The organism is Paraburkholderia azotifigens, from assembly GCF_007995085.1.
GTDB classification, from domain to species: Bacteria; Pseudomonadota; Gammaproteobacteria; order Burkholderiales; family Burkholderiaceae; genus Paraburkholderia; species Paraburkholderia azotifigens.
The window spans coordinates 592784-611713 of record NZ_VOQS01000003.1 but is presented as its reverse complement, the minus strand read 5'-3'; the positions used below and the strand labels follow the sequence as shown (position 1 = coordinate 611713).

Annotated in this window: 18 protein-coding genes, 1 tRNA gene and 1 pseudogene; 13 read left to right on the top strand and 7 right to left on the bottom strand. The window is 62.2% G+C overall.

Annotated elements, in window-relative coordinates; translation table 11 throughout:
• Nucleotides 1-86 precede the first annotated feature (86 nt).
• Entirely contained in the window at nt 87-236 is a 150-nt protein-coding gene (locus FRZ40_RS44440) for a hypothetical protein (RefSeq protein WP_167528683.1), read from the bottom strand.
• 72 nt (nt 237-308) lie between these two features.
• Nucleotides 309-593, bottom strand: coding sequence for a hypothetical protein (locus FRZ40_RS19955; protein ID WP_028365971.1), 285 nt, complete (start codon nt 591-593; stop codon nt 309-311).
• A 344-nt stretch (nt 594-937) separates the two neighbouring features.
• Here FRZ40_RS19955 and FRZ40_RS19950 point away from each other — a divergent pair, with 344 nt between their 5' ends.
• The 3 genes from FRZ40_RS19950 (at nt 938) to FRZ40_RS19940 (ending at nt 2665) form a co-directional block, all read left to right on the top strand.
• The gene (locus FRZ40_RS19950; protein ID WP_147235334.1) at nt 938-1129 is read left to right on the top strand and encodes a DUF3300 domain-containing protein; all 192 of its coding nucleotides are present in this window, start codon (nt 938-940) and stop codon (nt 1127-1129) included.
• Nucleotides 1130-1323: 194 nt separating this feature from the next.
• The gene (locus tag FRZ40_RS19945) at nt 1324-1515 is read left to right on the top strand and encodes a hypothetical protein (protein WP_028365969.1); all 192 of its coding nucleotides are present in this window, start codon (nt 1324-1326) and stop codon (nt 1513-1515) included.
• Nucleotides 1516-1636: 121 nt separating this feature from the next.
• Entirely contained in the window at nt 1637-2665 is a 1029-nt protein-coding gene (locus FRZ40_RS19940) for a S1C family serine protease (RefSeq protein WP_147235332.1), read from the top strand.
• Between the two features lie 750 nt (nt 2666-3415).
• On the opposite strand, the pseudogene FRZ40_RS19935 reads toward FRZ40_RS19940, so the two are convergent.
• Nucleotides 3416-5793, bottom strand: a pseudogene (locus FRZ40_RS19935) (DNA polymerase II).
• A 244-nt stretch (nt 5794-6037) separates the two neighbouring features.
• On the opposite strand from FRZ40_RS19935, the gene ahpC reads away from it, so the two are divergent.
• Both ahpC and ahpF read left to right on the top strand, forming a co-directional pair.
• Nucleotides 6038-6601 carry an alkyl hydroperoxide reductase subunit C gene (ahpC, locus tag FRZ40_RS19930; protein ID WP_028365966.1) on the top strand — a complete coding sequence of 188 codons (564 nt, stop codon included), beginning with the start codon at nt 6038-6040 and terminating at the stop codon, nt 6599-6601.
• A gap of 193 nt (nt 6602-6794) precedes the next feature.
• Nucleotides 6795-8387, top strand: a complete 1593-nt coding sequence (gene ahpF, locus FRZ40_RS19925) for an alkyl hydroperoxide reductase subunit F (protein ID WP_147235329.1) — start codon at nt 6795-6797, stop codon at nt 8385-8387.
• A 76-nt stretch (nt 8388-8463) separates the two neighbouring features.
• Here ahpF and FRZ40_RS19920 read toward each other — a convergent pair whose 3' ends face one another.
• The gene (locus FRZ40_RS19920; RefSeq protein ID WP_028365964.1) at nt 8464-8751 is read right to left on the bottom strand and encodes a hypothetical protein; all 288 of its coding nucleotides are present in this window, start codon (nt 8749-8751) and stop codon (nt 8464-8466) included.
• Between the two features lie 321 nt (nt 8752-9072).
• Here FRZ40_RS19920 and FRZ40_RS19915 point away from each other — a divergent pair, with 321 nt between their 5' ends.
• Nucleotides 9073-10215 (top strand): branched-chain amino acid ABC transporter substrate-binding protein, encoded by a 1143-nt coding sequence (locus FRZ40_RS19915; protein WP_167528698.1) that lies wholly within the window; start codon nt 9073-9075, stop codon nt 10213-10215.
• 370 nt (nt 10216-10585) lie between these two features.
• Here the strand turns inward: FRZ40_RS19915 and FRZ40_RS19910 are convergent, their stop codons facing one another.
• A complete protein-coding gene (locus FRZ40_RS19910; RefSeq protein ID WP_420873874.1) occupies nt 10586-11149 on the bottom strand; it encodes a septal ring lytic transglycosylase RlpA family protein in 564 nt (187 codons plus the stop codon).
• Between the two features lie 140 nt (nt 11150-11289).
• Entirely contained in the window at nt 11290-11790 is a 501-nt protein-coding gene (locus tag FRZ40_RS19905) for an OmpA family protein (RefSeq protein WP_028365961.1), read from the bottom strand.
• A gap of 325 nt (nt 11791-12115) precedes the next feature.
• Here FRZ40_RS19905 and FRZ40_RS19900 point away from each other — a divergent pair, with 325 nt between their 5' ends.
• The 6 genes from FRZ40_RS19900 to cyoD all read left to right on the top strand — a co-directional run bounded on the left by FRZ40_RS19900 (nt 12116) and on the right by cyoD (nt 16930).
• A complete protein-coding gene (locus FRZ40_RS19900; protein WP_028365960.1) occupies nt 12116-12514 on the top strand; it encodes a DUF3597 domain-containing protein in 399 nt (132 codons plus the stop codon).
• 9 nt (nt 12515-12523) lie between these two features.
• Nucleotides 12524-12727: a hypothetical protein gene (locus FRZ40_RS19895; protein WP_028365959.1), complete on the top strand. Its 204-nt coding sequence runs from the start codon at nt 12524-12526 to the stop codon at nt 12725-12727.
• A 332-nt stretch (nt 12728-13059) separates the two neighbouring features.
• Nucleotides 13060-13959, top strand: a complete 900-nt coding sequence (cyoA, locus tag FRZ40_RS19890; protein WP_028365958.1) for a ubiquinol oxidase subunit II — start codon at nt 13060-13062, stop codon at nt 13957-13959.
• 3 nt (nt 13960-13962) lie between these two features.
• A complete protein-coding gene (cyoB, locus tag FRZ40_RS19885; protein WP_147235325.1) occupies nt 13963-15975 on the top strand; it encodes a cytochrome o ubiquinol oxidase subunit I in 2013 nt (670 codons plus the stop codon).
• The gene (gene cyoC, locus FRZ40_RS19880) at nt 15975-16589 is read left to right on the top strand and encodes a cytochrome o ubiquinol oxidase subunit III (protein WP_028365956.1); all 615 of its coding nucleotides are present in this window, start codon (nt 15975-15977) and stop codon (nt 16587-16589) included. Before cyoB ends, cyoC begins: the two co-directional genes overlap by 1 nt.
• Nucleotides 16589-16930, top strand: a complete 342-nt coding sequence (cyoD, locus tag FRZ40_RS19875; RefSeq protein WP_028365955.1) for a cytochrome o ubiquinol oxidase subunit IV — start codon at nt 16589-16591, stop codon at nt 16928-16930. Before cyoC ends, cyoD begins: the two co-directional genes overlap by 1 nt.
• A 188-nt stretch (nt 16931-17118) precedes the next feature.
• Here the strand turns inward: cyoD and FRZ40_RS19870 are convergent.
• Nucleotides 17119-17195: transfer RNA gene (locus FRZ40_RS19870), tRNA-Val, on the bottom strand.
• Between the two features lie 177 nt (nt 17196-17372).
• Here FRZ40_RS19870 and FRZ40_RS19865 point away from each other — a divergent pair.
• Nucleotides 17373-18728 carry a TAXI family TRAP transporter solute-binding subunit gene (locus FRZ40_RS19865; RefSeq protein ID WP_147235323.1) on the top strand — a complete coding sequence of 452 codons (1356 nt, stop codon included), beginning with the start codon at nt 17373-17375 and terminating at the stop codon, nt 18726-18728.
• Nucleotides 18729-18930: the final 202 nt, after the last annotated feature.

Sequence of the window (18930 nt, the reverse complement as noted above, 5' to 3'; positions counted from 1 at the left end):
AAAGCCGGACTCGCGGCGAGCGAGGCGGCTGGACGGCGAGGGCGCTGACCCGTCGATGGACGGCGCGCTCGCCGGATCGGCAGGAATTACTCGGCGATCGAATAGCGCGACGGCCGCGCCTGCGGCGCCTTCGCCTTCGTCGGACGCTCGACGCGCGGGCTCGCGCCGCGGATGAACAGCACCGCGCACAGTGCCACCATTGCCCAGATGCAGAGAAGTACAGTCAAGACGTTCATTTCCAGTTCCAGTCAGCCGGCGCTGCAGTTGCTGTTGCTACGTTCGATTCGTTCCGTCGCGTGAGCAGCGGGTCAATGGGTGGTGTGGCGGACTTCGCCGTCGAACAGAAGCTCGTCGATCAGCCGGGTAGTCAGCGCGAGCTGCTTTTCCAGCGACGCGCGCGCCGCTTGCGCACTCGCCGCGTCGCCGCGCGACACGGCGGCATGCGTCTGGGTGGCGAGGCGCAGCACGGTGTCAGACGCGAGTTGCAGGCCGCGCATCAGATCGGCCTCCGGGATTTCCCGCGGGCTGTTCGAATCCTGTGCTTCGTGGGCGGCGGGCTCGAACGGATTGCTTCTGTCATGACGCGAAGACATTTCAGGCTCCTCAGTGCATCTGCACAACTGCAGTTTGCGGCCCGAGGCCATGTTTCAATCTGCCGAACAGAGGCCGATTTCCGATTCATACCGGCGACATCGAAATCTGCCTGCGCACGGCGGGCATGCCCGCTTTCTTTTTTTCACGACGGGCGAATGGTAAGCAACTGTTAGCGCGCGGTCTGCACGTAGAGGCCCTGGGTTGCCCGGGCCCCTTTCTTGCGCACGGCGCCGCCGCGGGTGCCCGCCGCTGCCCGGTAGCGCGCCGTAATGCGCTGTCACAAGTGGTCACGATTACCTTCTGTAGCGTCTGCTCAAATGAGAGAAAGAAAGGGAGAACGATCATGAAGAAACTTCTGACGCTGGCAGCCGTCGCTCTCGCGACGATGGGTCTGGGAGGCTGCGTCGTCGCGCCGCCGTACGGATATGGATATGCACCGGCGTATGGCTATGCGCCGGGCTATTACGCGGCGCCGTCGGTGAGCGTCGGCGTCGGCTACAGCTGTTGCTGGGGCCATGGCGGCTGGCATCGGTAAAACCTGGGTGAAGACGCGAACGCCGTGCGGCGTGTTTGCGCGCGGGCCCGTTCGGCAGCGTACATTGCCGGGGCTCGCTGTGCGGCGCGGGTCGCGCGTCTGAGGTACGATCTCGGGACAGAAAGCGTCGTCCACGGGCGGCGTCATTCTGGCACGACGATTCCGCAACACTACCTACGTTTCTCACGCCCAGCATGGACTACCGCGTTACCTACGAGCACAGCCTCGCCACCGCCCCCGACGATTTCATCGTGAATGTACCGTCGCAACTGGTGTCGGACGTGCCGTCAAACATTCCCAAGGCGCTGCTGCCCGAAGTGATCGAGAAGCTGATCCTCGAACGCTCGCCGCGCATCGGCAAGATCCGCAACCTGCGACTCATCTGACGCCGGGTTTTCTTTTTTTCTCTTTCGGGCGGTTCCCGCGTCTGCCGGAGCGCCCGCCGCTCCGCTTGAAAACAGCCTGGCTGCCCCGCATGTGCGGCTCTCGCTTATCGGGAGCCTGATCATGGGAAGCCGTCCCCGTTTTATCGACGATCTGTCGGGTGCGCTGCCAAACGCGGCTGCGTCCGGATCGTCCGACGATGACGCCGCACTCCTCGACACCTATTCGCGCACCGTCATCGATGCGCTCGAACGGGTGCGGGCGGCCGTCGTCTACATCACCGTCGAGCGCCGGGTGCCGGGCGCGCCGGAGCGCCATGCGCGCGCGGGCACTGGCTCGGGTTTCATCTTCACGCCCGACGGTTATCTTCTGACCAACAGCCACGTCGTGCACGGCGCGACGCATATCCGCGTGCAGCTCGCCGACGGCACGAGGTTCGACGCCGATCTGGTCGGCGACGATCCGCACAGTGATCTCGCCGTGCTGCGCATTGGCTCGCGGGAGCCGCTGCCGCACGTCGCGCTCGGCGAGTCGGGCAAGCTGCGCGTGGGCCAGATCGCGATTGCCGTCGGCAATCCGCTCGGGCTCGAGCAGACGGTCACGGCGGGCGTGGTGTCCGCGCTCGGCCGCTCGTTGCGCTCGGATTCGGGCCGCATGATCTACGACGTGATCCAGACGGATGCCGCGCTCAACCCGGGCAATTCCGGCGGGCCGCTGATCAATTCGGCAGGGCAGGTGATCGGCGTGAACACGGCGATCATTCCGGGCGCGCAGTCGATCAGCTTCGCCACGGCCATCGATACCGCGAAGTGGGTAATCATGCAGATCTTCGCGCATGGGCGCGTGCGGCGCGCGTATATCGGCGTTGCCGGCACGACGATGGCGTTGCCGCGCCGTGTGCAGCGTTACTTCGAGCTCGAATCGGAGAGCGGGGTGCGGGTGATGGAGATTGTGAAGGAGTCGCCAGCCTCGGTCGGCGGCCTGCGGGTTGATGACACCATCGTTGCTGTCGATTCGGTGATCGTCGATGGCGTCGATGCTTTGCAGCGCGCGCTCGATGGGTCGAAGATCGGGCGTGAAGTGAAGGTCGATGTCTTGCGCGGCGCGCAGCGGGTTGAGGTTGGGGTTTGGCCTGCTGAGCAGGTGGTGTAGTTTTTGTCTGCGACGCAGTCGCTTATATTGGATTTTTGCTGGCATCCGCGTTTGCGTAGCGGTTTGCTAGCGTTGCCCCTGTGCGGGGCGGCACTTACTTTCTTTGCCGCCGCAAAGAAAGTAAGCAAAGAAAGCGGGCTCACCCCGCCAGTCCTTGTGTTTGCCTGCGGGCCCCCCACGGGTCCCGCACTCCAGGCGGCAACGAGCTACTCAATGCTCGTTGCCAGCGCTCGTGGATTCGCATCCCCCACTCCACACTCCCGCGTCACGGACGGTCTTACCGGGAAGTCCACGGCCGCCCAGGTGGCAAACGGTGTGTAGGCCGTCGCGACGGAAGTGCACCACTCCGGACTGAAAAGCGGAATCGGTGTCGTAGAAGCGCCAACGCGTAAGGTGCGACAGCCTACACACCGTTTGCCACCTGGGCGGCGCAGACGATTCGCTGCCGCTGGCTGTGCTGCGGGTGAGTGGAGTGGGTGATGCGCGTGTTCAAGGCGCTGGCAACGGATGTGAAATAGCGTGTTGCCGTGTGGAGTGCGGGACCCGTGGGGGCCCGCAGGCAAACACAAGGACTGGCGGGGTGAGCGGCTTTCTTTTGCCTACTTTTCTTTGCCGCTGCAAAGAAAAGTAGGTGCCGCCCCGCACAGGGGCAACGCCAGCAGCACCGATACGAATTCGCGGATGCCAGCAAAAAGACAAAAAACGAAAAACCAGAATGGCGACTTCGTCGCAGACAGAAAAACCAAAACCCTAGAACAACTGCGCTTGCCCCGACGCAAGCGTCGCGAAATCGTCCTTCAACATCGGCAAAATCGCATCGGCCACGGGCTGCAACTGACGCGTCAGATAATGCTCGTAATCGATCTCCGAGCGCAGCGTCTCCAGTGGCTCCGGTCCGCCGCTCGTCATCACATAGCTGATCCATCCGCCGTTCTGGTATTGCAGCGGACGGCCGCGCTGGCGGTTGAATTCGTCCGCGGTGCGCGCGGCGCGCACGTGCGGCGGCACGTTGCGCTCGTAGTCAGACAGCGGCCGGCGCAGCCGCTTGCGATACACGAGCAACTCGTCGAACTCGCCCGCGAGCGTGCGCCGCACGTAATCGCGTACGTAGTCGCGATACGGCTCCTGCCTGAAAATGCGCCGATACAGCTCCTGCTGGAAGCGCTGCGCGAGCGGCGTCCAGTCGGTACGCACCGTTTCCAACCCTTGTAGACGACGTCTTCGCTGCCGTCGGCCATCACGGTCAAACCCGCGTAGCGCTTCTTGCTGCCTTCTTCCGCGCCGCGCACGGTCGGCATGAAAAAACGCCTGTAATGCCGCTCGAATTGCAGTTCGAGCGCGCTCTCCAGTCCGAACCGCTCGCGCAGATGCTCGCGCCACCACGCATTGATCCCGCCGACCAGTTCGCGTCCGATGCGCGCCGCGTCCTGTTCGTCATGCGCATGCTTGAGCCAGACGAAGGTCGAATCGGTGTCGCCGTAGATCACGGTGTAGCCGCTTGCCTCGATCAGTTCGCGCGTGCGATGCATGATCTCGTGGCCGCGCATCGTGATCGACGACGCGAGCCGCGGATCGAAGAACCGGCAGCCCGTCGAGCCGAGCACGCCGTAGAACGCGTTCATGATGATCTTCAGCGCCTGCGACAGCGGCTTGTTGTGCTCGCGCTTCGCCGCTTCGCGCCCTTCCCACACCTGCGCGACGATCGACGGCAAACAGTGCTGCGTGCGCGAAAAACGCGCGCCGAGAAAGCCCGGCACGGAATGCGCGTCGTCGGGATGCCGCACGCCGTCGATCAGGCCCACGGGATCGATCAGAAAGCTGCGGATGATCGACGGATACAGGCTCTTGTAGTCGAGCACCAGCACGGAGTCGTAGAGCCCCGGCTTCGAGTCCATCACGAAGCCGCCGGGGCTCGCCGCGCCCGCGACGTCGCCGAGATTCGGCGCGACGAAGCCGAGCCGGTGCATGCGCGGCATGTACAGATGCGTGAACGCGGCCACCGAGCCGCCGCTGCGATCGGCGGGCAGACCCGTCACCGTCGCGCGTTCGAGCAGGAACGACAGCAGGTCCGTCTTCTCGAAGATGCGCGTGACCAGCTCGCAATCTTTCAGGTTGTAGCGGGCAAGCGCCGGTTTGTCTTCGTCGAAGCGGCGCTGGATTTCGTCCATCCGCTGATACGGATTGTCGATCGACTTGCCTTCGCCGAGCACCGACTGCGCCACGTATTCGAGGCTGAACGACGGGAAACTCCACGTGGCGGAGCGCAGCGCCTCGATGCCGTCGATGATGAGCCGCCCGGCCGCGCCCGCGAAGAAGTGATTCTGCTTGAGGCCGTGTTCGCGCCATTCCATCACCGCGCCGCCGCGCCCGATGCGCAGCGGCACGCCATGCTTCTGCGCCGTTTCGTGCAGCACTTTGAGGTCGAACTGCACGACGTTCCAGCCGATGATCGCATCGGGATCGTGCCGTTCGAGCCATCCGACCAGCCGCTCGATCAGTTGCGCGCGCGTTTCGCAATACTCCAGCGCGAAGTCGAGGCCCGTCGCGTCGCCGTTCTCCGGCCCGAGCATATATACCTGACGCTGCCCGCAGCCTTCGAGCGCGATCGAATACAGCTCGGCGTGCGCGCTGGTTTCGATATCGAGCGAGACGAGTTTGAGCGTCGGCCGGTAGCCGGTCACGGGCTTCATGTCGGCGTTGAGCAGCGGACCGCCGGCGGGATTCGCCTCGCCGCCGAACAGCACAGGCGCCGTGATGAAGCGTTCCATCATGTACCGGTCGGGCGGAAACACATCCGCTTCGTACACGTCGACACCGCCTTGTCTGAGCCGCTTGTCGAGCGCGGTGAGTTGCCGGTAATGGGGGCAATACAGCCCCAGCACCGGCCGATGGTGGAAATCGGATAGATCGAGCGGCCGCAGTTCGAGGCCGCGGGTGTTTTTCTCCTGGCGCAGCACGTCCTCCGCGCGCGGGCGCTGCGCGGCGGGCACGAACGCGACGTTCGGCTGCGGGCGCAGGCGGATATGGCGCGGACCGTCGTCGGTCGCGAGCCAGAACTCGACCTCCGTTCCGGACGCCGTATCGCGCCAATGGCGGGTGAGAAGAAACCCCTGTTGAAGCTCGCTCAAGCGGAAAACCCTTGCTGTAGACTCATGCCGGAAAATTTTTTTCAGCCATTTTACCCGTCTGGAAATTGCCGGGCCGACGGCACTTTTCCTTGTTAATCAAGTATTTGTGCCAGACGGGGACGACTCATAGAAAATCTAAATTGGGCAAATCGGAACAATCAAATTTAGCAAATTCGGCGGTTCCTTCATAATCCAATCCATCGCAGCACCCAACTCAACTCACCAACCGAAGAGGACGCATCAGATGCCGATCATCAACAGCCAGGTTAAACCGTTCAAGGCCACCGCTTTCCACAACGGCGACTTCACGACCGTTACCGAAGAGACGCTGAAGGGCAAGTGGTCCGTGTTCGTGTTCTACCCGGCCGACTTCACGTTCGTCTGCCCGACGGAACTGGGCGATCTGGCCGATCGTTACGACGAATTCAAGAAGCTGGGCGTTGAAATCTACAGCGTGTCGACGGATACGCACTTCACGCACAAGGCATGGCACGACACGTCGGACACGATCCAGAAGATCAAGTACCCGATGCTCGCCGACCCGACGCTGGCTATTTCGCGCAACTTCGACGTTCTGATCGAAGAAGAAGGCCTGGCGCTGCGCGGTACGTTCGTGATCAACCCGGAAGGCGAGATCAAGCTGTGCGAAGTGCACGACAACGGCATCGGCCGTGACGCCGGCGAACTGCTGCGCAAGGTGCAGGCTGCGCAATACATCGCGGCGCACCCGGGTGAAGTTTGCCCCGCCAAGTGGACGCCGGGCGCTGAAACGCTGAGCCCGTCGCTCGACCTGATCGGCAAGATCTAAGTTTCACCGGCTCGCTAGAAGCCACACGCGCTTACCCGCGATCACTCTGTCTCCCAAGCGGCGCCGCCACGAGCGGCGCCGCGTGAGGCAGTCCGCAAGGCGATGCCTTGCGAATTGCCTTACTGCCCGCGCCGTTACTGCGCGCGGCGCGCATCAAAATCCATTTTCATCTCGCCACGGACCCCGAAAAACCATGCTCGACGCGAATCTGAAAGCCCAACTCAAAGCCTACCTCGAGAAAGTCAGTCGTCCTATCGAGATCGTCGCTTCGCTCGACGACAGCGCGAAGTCGCAGGAACTGCTGGCGCTGCTGAACGACATCGCATCGCTGTCGGAGCGCGTGAGCGTGATCGAACGGCGCGGCGACGACGAGCGCAAGCCGTCGTTTTCGATCGGCGAGCCTGGCAAGCCGACGGGCATCCGCTTCGCGGGCATCCCGATGGGTCATGAATTCACGTCGCTGGTCCTCGCGCTGCTGCAAACGGGCGGCCATCCGATCAAGCTCGACGACGCGGTGATCCAGCAGATCCGCGAACTCGACGGCGACTTCGCGTTCGAGACGTACTTCTCGCTGTCGTGCCAGAACTGCCCGGAAGTCGTGCAGGCGCTCAACATCATGGCGCTGATCAACCCGCGTATCCGTCACACGGCGATCGACGGCGCGCTGTTCCAGAACGAAGTCGAGTCGCGCCAGATCATGGCCGTGCCGACGATGTTCCTGAACGGCGAAGTGTTCGGCCAGGGCCGCAGCGGCGTGAAGGAAATCCTCGCGAAGCTCGATATCAACGCCGGTGCGCGCGCCGCAAAGGAACTGGAAAAGAAGCCGGTGTTCGACGTGCTGATCGTCGGCGGCGGTCCCGCCGGTGCAGCGGCCGCCATCTATTCGGCGCGCAAGGGCATTGCGACGGGTGTCGTCGCGGAACGCTTCGGCGGCCAGGTGCTCGATACGCTGGCAATCGAAAACTTCGTCTCCGTGCAGGAAACGGAAGGGCCGAAGTTCGCCACGGCGCTCGAACAGCACGTGAAGAGCTATGAAGTCGACGTGATGGACGTGCAGCGCGCCGAAGCGCTGATTCCCGGCAAGATCAACGAAGTGCGCCTCGCGAGCGGCGCGGTGCTGAAGGCGAAGACGATCGTGCTGGCGACGGGCGCGCGCTGGCGTGAGATCAACGTGCCGGGCGAGCGCGAGTACCGCAATCACGGCGTCGCGTACTGCCCGCACTGCGACGGTCCGCTCTTCAAGGGCAAGCGCGTGGCTGTTGTCGGCGGCGGCAACTCGGGCGTCGAGGCGGCGATCGATCTGGCCGGCGTCGTGAATCACGTGACGCTGATCGAGTTCGGCGCCACGCTGCGCGCCGATGAAGTGCTGCAGCGCAAGCTGCGCAGTCTGCCGAACGTGGTCGTCATCACGCAGGCTCAGACGACGGAAATCACGGGCGACGGCAAGAAGGTCAACGGGCTGACGTACACGGACCGTGTGTCGGGCGAGTCGAAGCATGTCGAACTCGAAGGCGTATTCGTGCAGATCGGTCTCGTGCCGAACACCGAATGGCTGAAGGGCACGGTCGAACTGTCGAAGCACGGCGAGATCGTCGTCGACGCGAAGGGCGCGACCTCGGTGCCGGGCGTGTTCGCGGCGGGCGACGTGACAACGGTGCCGTTCAAGCAGATCGTGATTGCCGTGGGCGAGGGCGCGAAGGCATCGCTGGCCGCGTTCGATCACCTCATCCGCACGAGCGTCGAAGACGAAGAAGACGCCCAGGCGGCGGCACTGGCCGAAGCCTGATCGCAAGGTTCTTCATTGCGGCAAAACAGACGGGCTAGCGCTTGCTAGCCCGTTTTTCATTTGTTTCGTGCCGCGCTTACCTGCTTTCGATATGCGCGCGCGCTGCATGCACGTTCGCGGCGTGGTGATGACCGTGCCCGCGATGATCGCGGTGAGCGGGCTTCTGCTCGACCCTTTCGACAGGCACATCCACGTTCTGTTGGGCGACGACCGGCTGGGCCTGGATATCGCGCGCATGCTGTTCGATTTTCGAGGCGACGTCGCGGTCGTGGGTCATCAGGATGCCGTTGCTGGCGGTTTGCGCCGATGCGGCGCCTGCCACGGCCAGCAGCGAGACGAACAGAGCGATAGAGCTTCTTTTCATGGTTGTTTCATTCCGGTTGATAGGTGAATTCAGCGTGCACGGTGCCGGACAGAAAGCGCCGCACGCACGCATCCGATTGTCCATTGGATGGCGCGCGATATGCGTCAAACTCTGTCAAGGACGACGCGGTGTGTGGCGTTTCCGTCGCTTGACCAATCTTTACAGCGGTGACCTTTACCTTGTGCTACCGTTTTTTGGATATCGATTCGGAATACGAAACGAATTGGATAAAAACACAGTACATTTTCACAGAGGAGACCGCCGTTGAATAATCTGGCAAAACTGACCCTGGTCGGCATATCGCTGACGAGCCTGACGCTGATGGGCTGCGACAAGAAAGGGCAGCCAACGCAGCGCGCAGCGCAAAGCGAAGGCGGGGCAGTCGAAGAAGTGGTGACGATCGGACACGTCGGGCCGCTGACAGGCGGTAGCAGCCACCTGGGCAAGGACAACGAGAACGGCGCGCGTCTCGCTGTCGAAGATATCAACAGGACAGGGCTCGTGATCGGCGGACACAAGGTGCGGCTCGAACTCGACGGCGAGGACGACGCAGCAGATCCAAAGACGGGCACGCAGATCGCGCAGAAGTTCGTCGATGAGCATGTCGTTGCCGTGATCGGCCATCTGAACTCCGGTGTGTCGATTCCCGCGTCGCGTATCTATAACGACGCAAACATCGCGGAGATTTCGCCGTCGTCGACCAATCCCGACTATACGAAGCAGGGCTACAAGAGCGCGTACCGTGTGGTCGCGACGGATGCGCAGCAGGGGCCGGCGCTCGGCGGCTATGCGCTCAAGTCGTTGGGCGCAAAGACGATCGCCGTCGTCGACGATGCAAGCGCCTACGGCAAGGGTCTCGCCGACGAATTCACGAAGGCGGCGCAAGCGGGCGGCGCGCGCATCGCCGCGCGCGAAGCGACGACGGACAAAGCCACCGATTTCCGCGCCATCCTCACCACCATCAAGAGCGCGCATCCCGACGTGATCATGTTCGGCGGCATGGATTCGACGGTTGGGCCGTTCATCCGGCAAGCGGCTGCGCTTGGATTGAATGCGAAGGTTCTGAGCGGCGATGGTGCATGCACGGAGAAAGTGGCCGAGCTTGCTGGCGACGCGGTGAACAATCTCGTATGTTCCGAAGCGAGTCTCGCTGTTTCCCGCATGCCCAAGGGCGCGGAATTCCAGAAGCGCTTCGAGGCGCGCTTCAACGGCCCGATTCTCTTCAATGCGCCGTTCGCGTACGACGCCGTTCACGTGATCGCCGATGCGATGAGGCGGGCCAACACCACCGACGCCGCGAAGGTGCTTGCCGCGCTGCCCGATACCGACTACAACGGCGTGATCGGACATATCGCATTTGACGCGCATGGCGACATGAAGGAGGGCGCGATCACGCTCTATCACTATCAGGACAAAAAGAAGACGCTTCTTGATGTCGTGAAGTACGGTAACGCGTCTTCCTAAGCTTATCTAAGAACATCTCTTTCGAGCGGCCTCTATTTGAGGGAGGCCGCGCTCCCGCTTGCTGTTCTTCCGGTGATGTCGTCCGTGCTTTTTCCGATTCGCGATGGATTGACGCCACCCAGCATCAGCTGTTCAGCTGACCAGCGATAGAAAACATCGGAGCGGTGCGCGGTCTTCTTCTTGCGACGAGTCTGGTGCGGAGGTTGCGGGCTCTTCGCTAGCGGTTTGAGTCGACGGAGCGGTTGTGCCAATGGCTTGTACGCCGGATAAAGCGCTAGGGCCGCCGCATTGTGCGTTTCATCGCTCGCATGCGCGGCTAATGCGCCAGAAATACTTAGCGTGAAGAGGTACGCGACAACCGCAAATCGGATCAAGATTCCGACCCGTCGGACGCCACGCGCGTATCCGCTGCCTTATTGACGCGTTGAATCTGCACTTGCATCGATGACGTTCGGGTCAAGCCCAGTGCCTCGGCCGCCGCAAGAGACAGGTCGATAATGCGCCCTTTGACGAATGGCCCACGATCGTTGATACGTACCACCACCGATCTCGCCGTCGTCAGCGAAGTCACGCGCACATACGTGCCGAGCGGCAGCGTGCGATGTGCCGCAGTCAATGAGCGACTGTCATAGCGTTCACCGTTTGCGGTGCGGCGGCCTTGGAATTTTCTTGCATACCACGACGCGTAACCTGTTTGAAGCACACCGCTTAATGGTTGGGACGCGATGGCTTCAGACTGGAGTCGTGTGCCGTCTGAACCACTGTCAGCTGTCGTGCCCATATCCGGTGTCGCGACTGCGGCGATCGCGTTCGACGCTCGCTGTTCCGGTGGCATTTGCGCACAGCCGGCAAACATTCCGATAATTCCTAGTAATCCAACAATACGCAGGGTCGACACGATAGACCATGAATCGGCAAGTGAAGCGGGTTTCAACGGTCTCAATATGTTTGAGTTGACGGCTTGTGGCAGCGGCGCCTGCTTTCTGACAAATCTTTACGCATTTGCCGCAAATGGATCAGCGCAATGCAAGCATCGGAGACACAGTTGCGACGCTTGCATGATTGCGATAGCCGTTACTTACCCATCACCGCTTCGAGCGATTCGCCCTTGACGACGATTTCCGTGCGGCGGTTGCGCGCGCGGCCCTCGGGCGAGTCGTTGTCCGCAACGGGGTGATCGAACGCGTAGCCTTTCAGCGTCATGCGCGACGCGCCGATGCCGCGACGCTCGAGTTCGTCTTCAACCGATTTCGCGCGCGCTTCGGACAGATGCTGGTTGTATTCGCGCGTGCCGACGTTGTCCGTATGGCCTTCGATGATCATCGGCTTCTGCGTACGGCCCAGCACGACGACCACACGCGAGATGGCGGGCGTGGCGTCGTCGCGCAGGCTCGATTCGTTGAAGTTGAACAGGACTTTTTCAGGCAGGCGAACCTGCACGCCTTCCTTCGTCTGCGAGACTTCGATGCCGGCTTGCTGGTTCAGCGCTTCTTCCTTGCTGCGATCCAGGCCGGCACACGCGGCGAGCATCGACAGGGAGACGGCGCAGGCTGTGATGGTCAACAGTTTTTTCATGGTCTTGATGTCGTTGGTGGAGAAGTGGAGAAGTGGAGAGGTGGAGAGGTAGAGAGAGGAGGCGGATCAAACCACGATTCTTGCCGAATGGCGATGCGAAGTAATCAGGCATGCAAAATGTTTTGCAAAATTTGACACGAAGATGTCGCGCGGATACGCCGGAGTGCAAACAAGCGTGAAACTTGCGTCCAATTGCGCGCGAAGGGTCAACGGTTCGGATCAGACAACGTTAGTCGCAGTCAGCGTCGCCGCGATTCATGAGAGCCGGAGTGCGGGCGACGCTGCGCAGTCTCTTTCCAATCACTTCTTCAGAAGGATCCGCATCATGAGCATCTTTGGAACCATCGTTGGCAAGATTTTCGGCAAGGCGAAGCCCGCCGAGACGCTGCCCGCCGAACCCGTCGCGCCCGCGCCCGCGGACGCATCGGCAGGCGCGCCGGCCGCACCCGTGTCGGCTGCGCTCGCGGACGTCGATGTCGGCGCCGTGATGGATCAGCTGGCGGCAGCGAACCCGCAGCAACTCGACTGGCGCCGCTCGATCGTCGATCTGATGAAGCTGCTCGACGTCGACAGCAGCCTGGAGCATCGCAGGCAGCTCGCGGGCGAACTGAAGTACGGCGGCGACACGAACGATTCCGCGTCGATGAACATCTGGCTACACAAGCAGCTGATGACGGCGCTCGCGGCGAACGGCGGCAAGCTGCCCGCCGACCTGACGAGCTAAGGAGACGCAATGGGCATTCTCGACACACTGGGCGAGATCGCGGGCGCGGCAGCCGCCGTCGAAACGCTGGAGAAAGCGGACCCGAATGCATCGCTGTTGACGAAGGGCCTCGCGGCGGTTGCGGGTTTCAAAGGCGCAGGCGCGCTGGAGGAACTGATCGGCCACAAAACGGAAGACGAGCCGGCCGACAACCCGGAATCCGGGCAAGCATGATCGGCGGGCCGCCTTGGCACGAACGGTGTCCGGGCGGCCCGTCGGATCGCAGTCGTGCGCGATTACGCCGACAGCGGGCCCGAAGCAATCTGTCGGACGGCGCACGCCGGGACGACAGACACAGCGGGCATTCCGTCATCGTGTGACAACGCGTCGCACGCCTTCCCACAGCGTTTTTGTCCGCATTCTTGATTGAAGTCAGGATTTCAAACGCTGCGCGTCCCTAGAATCGCCGGGCACATAAGACCTTGTGCTGGCACATAAGAACTTGTGCTTTTTTGCCTCGCAAACCCCACACGTGTTCAGCGTGGTTCATCGATTATTGGGCAAACATGTTAGCCAGAAAAACCTTAAGAGGTTGCCTCGTACCCGTCGGCGTCGGCCTGACGGCGTGTCTTGCGGGATGTCAACTTGAAGTGCTCGACCCGAAAGGCAGCGTCGGCGTTGCCGAGAAATCGCTGATCGCGACGGCAACGTGGACGATGCTGATCGTCGTCATCCCCGTCATCCTGCTGACGCTGTTCTTCGCGTGGCGGTATCGCGCGACCAACAAAAATGCCGTCTACGCGCCGAAGTGGGCGCATTCCACCGCGATCGAAGTCGTCGTGTGGACGATCCCCGCGCTGATCATCCTGTTCCTCGGCATCCTGACGTGGCGAACCACGCACGAGCTGGACCCGTACCGGCCGCTCGAATCGAACGTCAAACCGATCGACGTCGAAGTCGTCGCGCTCGACTGGAAGTGGCTCTTCATCTACCCCGATCTCGGCATTGCGTCGGTGAACCAGCTGGCGATGCCCGTCGGCACGCCCGTGAATTTCCACATCACGTCGGACTCGGTGATGAACTCGTTCTTCATCCCGCAACTGGGCACGCAGGTCTACGCGATGGCGGGCATGCAGACGCGCGTCCACCTGATAGCGGATCACGCGGGCGACTACGCGGGCGTGTCGGCGAATTTCAGCGGCAAGGGCTTCTCGGACATGAAGTTCCGCACGCTCGCCGTGAGCCAGGCCGATTTCGACGGCTGGGTGCAGAAGGTCAAGGCCTCGTCGGACCGGCTCGATATGGACGGCTACTACGCGGTCGCCAAGCCGAGCGAGAAGAACCCGGTGCGCTATTTCTCGTCGGTGGATCCGAAGCTGTTCCACAACGTCATTGCGAAATACAACAGTGGTCACGTCGCCGATTTCCGTGACGCCAACTGCAGCACGAACGCTTCGAAGGAGTAACGCATGTTCGGCAAACTGACTCTAGAGGCGATTCCGTTCGATCAGCCGATCATCATGGGCGCGGGCGTGCTCATGGGGCTGATCGTTCTGGCCGTCGCCGTGTTTCTTACGCGCGCGAAGAAGTGGCGCTGGCTGTGGGCCGAATGGCTCACGAGCGTCGATCACAAGCGGATCGGCGTGATGTATATCGTCGTCGCCGTGCTGATGCTGCTGCGCGGTTTCGCCGACGCCGTGATGATGCGCCTGCAACTCGCGCTCGCGAGCGGCGGCGCGGCCGGCTATCTGCCGCCGCATCACTACGACCAGATCTTCACCGCGCACGGCGTCATCATGATCTTCTTCATGGCGATGGCGCTGATGGTGGGCCTGTTCAATATCGTCGTGCCGCTGCAGATCGGCGCACGCGACGTCGCGTTTCCGTTCCTGAACTCGCTGTCGTTCTGGATGACGGCGATCAGCGCGATCCTGATGAACATTTCGCTGGTGATCGGCGAGTTCGCGCAGGTCGGCTGGCTTGCCTATCCGCCGCTGTCGGAACTGCAATTCAGTCCGGGCGTCGGTGTCGATTACTACATCTGGGCGCTGGAACTGTCGGGTGTCGGCACGCTGATCACGGCGATCAACTTCTTCGTGACGATCATCAAGATGCGCGCGCCCGGCATGTCGCTGATGAAGATGCCCGTGTTCACGTGGACGGCGCTGTGTTCGAACGTGCTGATCATGGCAACGTTCCCGATCCTGACGGTTGCGCTGGCGCTGCTGGGTCTCGACCGTTACGCGGACATGCACTTCTTCACCAACGAAGCGGGCGGCAACGCGATGCTGTATCTGAACCTGATCTGGGCTTGGGGTCACCCCGAGGTCTACATCCTGGTTCTGCCCGCGTTCGGCATCTACTCGGAAGTGATTTCGACGTTCGCGAAGAAGCCGCTGTTCGGCTACAAGACGATGGTGTACGCATCGTGCGCGATCATGGTGCTCGCATTCCTCGTGTGGGCGCACCACTTCTTCACGATGGGCTCGGGCGCCGACGTGAACTCGTTCTTCGGCATCGCGACGATGATCATCGCCATTCCGACGGGCGTGAAAATCTTCAACTGGCTGTTCACGATCTACCGCGGCCGGCTCGAAATGACGGCACCCGTATTGTGGACGATCGGCTTCATGATCACGTTCACGATCGGCGGCATGACGGGCGTGATGCTGGCGATCCCGGGCGCGGACTTCGTGCTGCACAACTCGCTGTTCCTGATCGCCCACTTCCATAACGCGATCATCGGCGGCGTGGTGTTCGGCTATCTGGCGGGCGTCAGCTACTGGTTCCCGAAGGTGTTCGGTTTCAAGCTGAACGACCGGCTCGGCAAGGCTGCGTTCTGGTTCTGGTTCTCGGGTTTCTACGTGGCGTTCATGCCGCTGTACGTGCTCGGCTTCATGGGCGCGACGCGCCGTCTGAATCACTACGACAACCCCGCGTGGCAGCCGTACATGATCGTTGCCGCAATCGGCGTCGCGCTGATCGCAATCGGCGTGGTCTGCCAGGTGGCGCAGTTCGTGGTCAGCATCATCAACCGCAACAAGCCTGAGTATCGCGACGTCACGGGCGATCCGTGGGGCGGCCGCACGCTCGAATGGTCGATCTCGTCGCCGCCGCCCGTCTATAACTTCGCGACAATTCCCGTCGTCGAGGAACTGGATGCCTTCGCCCATATGAAGGAAATGGGCAAGGGCCTCGGCATTCAGGCCGTCTATCAGGATATCCACATGCCGTCGAACACGGGCGCTGGCTTCTTTATCGGCGTGTTTAGCCTGGCGTTCGGTTTCGCTGCCGTGTGGCACATCTGGTGGCTCGCGATCGCCGCGCTGCTGGCGATTGCCGCGACTGTGATCGGCCGCAGTTTCGGCCGCGACGACGGCTACTACATTCCGTCCGACGTGGTGCGGACGATCGAAAACAAAGGCCGCACACCGCTCCCGCAACGTGTGGATGTGTCGCCGGAACTCGCGGAGGTCGAGTGATGCTGCAAAAAGTCCATGCCGCAACCCTGAACGAAGTCGACGGCCACGGTCATCATGGCGAATCGCAATCGGTATTCGGCTTCTGGCTGTACCTGATGACCGACTGTGTGCTGTTCGCGTCGCTGTTCGCGGTGTTCGCCGTGATGGCGCATCAGTTCAATGCAGGACCGACGGGCAAGGATCTGTTCGACCTGCCGGGCGTCGCCGTCGAAACGGCTGCGCTGCTGTTCAGCAGCATCACGTACGGCTTCGCGATGGTCGCGGCGCGCGGTCGGAACACGCGCGCCACGCTCGGCTGGCTGGCCGTGACGTTCGTGCTCGGCGCTGTCTTTCTGAAGCTGGAACTTGCTGAGTTCTCGCATCTGCTCGCGGAAGGCGCGGGCCCGTCGCGCAGCGCGTTCCTGTCGTCGTTCTTCGTGCTGGTCGGCACGCACGGCCTGCACGTGGCCACGGGCCTGATCTGGATGGCCGTGCTCGCCGTCCAGGTGGCGCGCGCGCCGCAGTTGACGCAGCGTGAAATCACGCGTCTGACATGCCTGAGCCTCTTCTGGCACTTCCTCGATGTCGTGTGGATTTGCGTGTTCACTTTTGTCTATCTCGGGAGCATGTACTGATGGCTCACTCGAATTCCCACGCGCTCGATGCCGAAGCAGGGCATGGCGGTATTGGCGGCTATGTGGTCGGCTTCGTGCTGGCCGTGGTGTTGACGGCTGCGGCGTTCGGCATCGTGATGCAGGGCTGGCTGCCGGCCGCTTCGGCGCCCATGGCGCTGGCCGCGCTCGCCGTCGTGCAGATCGTCGTGCATCTGGTGTTTTTCCTGCACATGAGCGTGGCGACATCCGGTCAGCGATGGAACACGCTCGCGCTCGCCTATACGGTGCTGGCCGTGATGTTCCTGGTGTTCGGCACGGTGTGGGTGATGCATAACGTCAGCATGAACATGATGTCGCGCTAAAGCGCTCGCGCATGCATCCGGGCGTCGCGCGATAAAGCGCGACGCGCCGCGGCGAACGAAAGCCGAAGAACAGGTTTGTTCTTCGGCTTTTTTGTTTGCGTGCCACGCGCGAAGCCTGCGCGAATCCAGAACGCAAAAAAGCGGCAAGCATACGAGATGCTTGCCGCTTTCCTGTACTGCATATTCGTTGGTAGGCTCGATTGGACTCGAACCAACGACCCCCACCATGTCAAGGTGGTGCTCTAACCAGCTGAGCTACGAGCCTAGCGAAGGCGCGAATTATAGAGACACCTTTTCGATCGCGCAAGTGCTTCGCGCGATTTTGTTATCGACAGTCGTTCTGGGGCGGCTGGTCAGCATTTCGAGGCATCGCAAGGTGCTCCCCAGAATCGCGCGAGACGGCTACGATTGACGGTGGCGCACATCGGAGGCACGCCGGATCATGAAAGGACTTCGTCCGCATTCTCCGCACTTCCTTCGCGATCACACGCATCCCGTGTGGCGCGATCTCGCATTGACCTCTTTGCCGTTCGTGGTGCTGTTCGCGGTGGTCGTCTGGCTCGTCGTGTGGCTGGTCGACCCCGCGCCGCCGCGCACGATCACGATCAGTGCCGGTCCCCAGGACAGTTCGTTCATGCAGATCGCCGAGGAGTACAGGAAGATCCTCGCGCGTAACGGCGTGACCCTCAAGGTGCTGACATCGGACGGCTCCGTGCAGAACCTCGACCGGCTCCTCGATCCAAAGCAGAAGGTCGATATCGCGCTGGTGCAGGGCGGCGTGGCGGGCGGGCGCGATACGTCGTCGCTGATGTCGCTGGGCAGCGTGACCTATGTGCCGCTCGTCGTGTTCTATCGCGGCAGCGGCGTCACGCAGCTGTCCGATCTCGATGGCAAGCGCATAGCGATCGGTCGCGAGGGCAGCGGCACGCGTCTGCTGTCGCTGAAGCTGCTCGAGGCGAACGGCATCGGACCGGGCGGCGAGACGGCATTGCTGCCGCTCGACGGGCTCGACGCCGCGAAGGCGCTGGTCTCCAATCAGGTCGATGCGGCGCTGCTCAACGGTGATTCGGCGACGCGCGTGCTAATGCTGCGGCTGCTCGGCATTCCCGGTGTCTCGGTCATGAACTTCGACGAGGCGACGGCCTATACGCGCGTCTTCCCGTATCTCGACGAACTCGAACTGCCGCCCGGCGTGCTCGACCTGCGCCGCCGGATTCCGCCCGAGACGATCCATCTGATCAGCCCGACGGCCGAACTGGTGGCGCGCACGAATCTGCATCCGGCGATTTCCGATCTGCTGATCGAGGCGGCGCAGGAAGTGCACGGCATGGCCGGCCTGCTGCAGAAAGCCGGGCAGTTTCCGAACCCCGTGGTCCGGGAATACCGGATCAGCGAGGACGCGATGCGCTACTACAAGTCGGGCAAGAGCTTCCTGTACCGCACGCTGCCGTTCTGGCTCGTGACGGTGGTCGATCGTCTGCTGGTGTTGCTGCTGCCGATCGCCGTGCTGCTGTTTCCGGCGTTGCGGCTCATTCCCGCGCTGTTCACCTGGCGGGTGCGCTCGCGGATCTATCGCTACTACGGTTCGCTGATCGCGATCGAGCGTGATGCGATGCGCGATTCGTCCGCCGAGGAACGCAGCAAGCTGCTGGCCGAACTCGACCGGATCGAGGCGTCGCTGGACACGCTGCGGATGCCGCTTGCGTACGCCGACGGTTTCTATGTGTTGCGCGAGCATGTGCGGTTCGTGCGCGACCGGCTGCAGGACGCGCGCGAGCGTGTGCATGCGAACGGGTAGTGCGCGGTGCTGCCCGATGGCGATGCGATGTAAAGTCCTGATGCGTCAGGTAGATGGGCGTCGAGTCCTGGTGTTGTCCACAGGGTTACCCACGGAAACTGTGGATAACGGTCGGCCCTGGTTGCTGTGATGATGATTCGGCGCAGCGGGGCAGCACGTTCAATCCCAATCGCATCAAGGACTTGTGTGAGTCTTGCGCAGG